Source organism: Pseudonocardia lacus (genome assembly GCF_018531445.1).
In the GTDB taxonomy this organism is placed as follows: Bacteria; Actinomycetota; Actinomycetes; order Mycobacteriales; family Pseudonocardiaceae; genus Pseudonocardia; species Pseudonocardia lacus.
In genome coordinates this window covers 1-2,244 of the sequence record NZ_JAHDTH010000421.1, presented here as the reverse complement: position 1 = coordinate 2,244, position 2,244 = coordinate 1, and the positions used below count along the sequence as shown (strand labels likewise).

2 protein-coding genes and 1 pseudogene are annotated in these 2,244 nt (G+C 78.0%); all 3 read right to left on the bottom strand.

What is annotated here, in order from left to right:
- Window positions 1–79 precede the first annotated feature (79 nt).
- Entirely contained in the window at window positions 80–1,015 is a 936-nt protein-coding gene (gene fmt, locus KIK08_RS38705; protein ID WP_214408278.1) for a methionyl-tRNA formyltransferase, read from the bottom strand.
- 4 nt (window positions 1,016–1,019) lie between these two features.
- Window positions 1,020–1,571, bottom strand: a complete 552-nt coding sequence (gene def, locus KIK08_RS38700) for a peptide deformylase (RefSeq protein ID WP_214408277.1) — start codon at window positions 1,569–1,571, stop codon at window positions 1,020–1,022.
- Window positions 1,572–1,718: 147 nt separating this feature from the next.
- A pseudogene (locus KIK08_RS38695) lies at window positions 1,719–2,244 on the bottom strand (primosome assembly protein PriA); the annotation flags it as partial.

The window sequence follows — 2,244 nt, the reverse complement described above, 5'->3', positions numbered from 1 at the left end:
GGGCCGGCGCCGCGGGGCCCGGCCGGACGGCCGCGCCGCTGTCCATCGCGGCGGGGGTCGCCGCCGCGTCGTGGCGCGTTCACCTCAGCACCTCCCCCGACTCGATCCGCGCGCCGCGCGCCCAGTCGGGCGCCGGCATCGCGCGCTTGCCCTGCGGGCGCACCTCGCCCAGCCGCAGCGGGCCGGTCGCGGTGCCGACCAGCAGCCTGCGCTTGGTCACGTCCAGCCGGCCGGGCTTCAGCTCGAGCGCCTCGGCGTCCGGGACGGGCTCGACGGGGCCGATCCCCAGGCGCTCGCCGCGGAACGTGGTCCACGCGCCGGGCTCGGGGGTGACCGAGCGGACGAGCCGGTCGACCGCCACGGCCGGGGCCGCCCAGTCGACGCGGGCGTCGTCCACGCTGACCTTGGGGGCGTGCGACACCCCGTCGGCCGGCTGCGGTCGGGCCTCCAGCGTGCCGTCGGCGATCCCGTCGAGGGTGGCGACCAGCAGCCGCGCCCCGGACTCGGCGAGGCGGTCGAGCAGCTCGCCCGCGGTGTCGGTCGGGCGGACGGCCTCGGTCACCACGCCGTAGGTCGGGCCGGTGTCCAGGCCCTCCTCCAGCAGGAACGTCGTGGCCCCGGTGACCTCGTCGCCCGCGCGCAGCGCGGCCTGCACCGGGGCGGCGCCGCGCCAGGCCGGCAGCAGCGAGAAGTGCAGGTTGACCCAGCCGTGCGCGGGGACGTCCAGCGCGGCCCTCGGCACCAGGGCGCCGTAGGCGACGACCGGGCAGCAGTCCGGGGCCAGCTCGCGCAGGCGGGCGAGGAACTCCGGCTCGGACGGGCGGCGCGGGGTGAGCACCGGCACGCCGGCCTCGTCGGCCAGCTGCCCCACCGGGGACCGTGCGGTGCGCCTGCCGCGCCCCTTCGGGGCGTCCGGGCGGGTCACCACGGCCACGACGTCGTGGCGCGGCGAGTCGAGCAGCGCCCGCAGCGAGGGCACCGCGGGCGCGGGGGTGCCGGCGAAGACCAGGCGCACGCCGCTACCTGACCTTCCCGAACATCGGGTGCGGGCTGACCTTGACGGCCGGCGGGACCGGCTCACCGAACCACTCGGCCGCACGGATCTCGGCCATCGCCAGCTTGCGCGTCTCGGGGTCGAGGCGGTCGACGAACAGCACCCCGTCGAGGTGGTCGGTCTCGTGCTGGACGCAGCGGGCGAGCATCTCCGTGCCCTCGACGGTGACCGGCTCGCCGTGCTCGTTCCAGCCGCGGGCCACGACGTGCAGGTGGCGCTGGCAGTCCCAGCGCATCCCCGGGATCGACAGGCAGCCCTCCGGCCCCACCTGCTCCTCGTCGCCGACCACGTCGAACGTGGGGTTGACCAGGTGCCCGGCGATGCCGTCGACGTCGTAGGTGAACACCCGCAGCCCGACGCCGATCTGCGGCGCGGCCAGCCCCGCGCCGCCCTCTTCGTGCATGGTGTCGGTGAGGTCGGCGACCAGCTTGCGCAGCTCCGCGTCGAAGGTGGTGACCTCGACGGCGGGGGTGCGCAGCACCGGGTCGCCGAAGAGCCGGACGGGCTGGACGGACACGGAGCTCCTCGCGAATCGGAGTGGGAACGGGGGGTGGGAACGGGGGGGGTGGGAACGGGTCGGCGCCGACGGACGCCGCCGCGCGCGACCCGTCGATTCTGCCACGCGCGCCGTCGCGGGAGCCGGGCGCCGCAGGCCCGGCCCGGCTCAGCCGATCTCGACCGGATCGAGCCGGACCCGCACCGGGTCGGTGGCCTTGCGCATGCTGCGCGCGGCCTGCGCCTCGTGCAGCGCCGCCCCCAGCGCCTTGCCCCGGGCCCGCGGCACCCTCAGCAGGGCCCGCTCGCGGGGCCCCGCTTCCTCGTCGGGCTCGGCGCCCGCCGCCGGTTCGTCGAGCTCGACCGGGCCGAGCACCTCGACGTCGTCGGGCAGGCCGGCGAGCACTTCGGCGACCGCGCGCGCCACGCCGTCGACCGCGGCCATCCGCACGGCGGGCGGGAAGCCGACCTCGGTCCGCCCGTCGAGCTCGACGCCGGCGTGCCAGGCCGGGTCCCAGCGCAGGAGCGCCTGCACGACCGGCAGGCCGGTCTCGGCGCCGACGACGACCCGCCCACCGGCCCCATGCGGCACCACCAGCGCCGCCGCCGCCAGCCACCGGCGCAGGGCCTCCTCGGCCACGCGCAGGTCGGGCCGGGACAGCAGGGCCCAGCCGTCGAGCAGCAGCGCGGCGCCG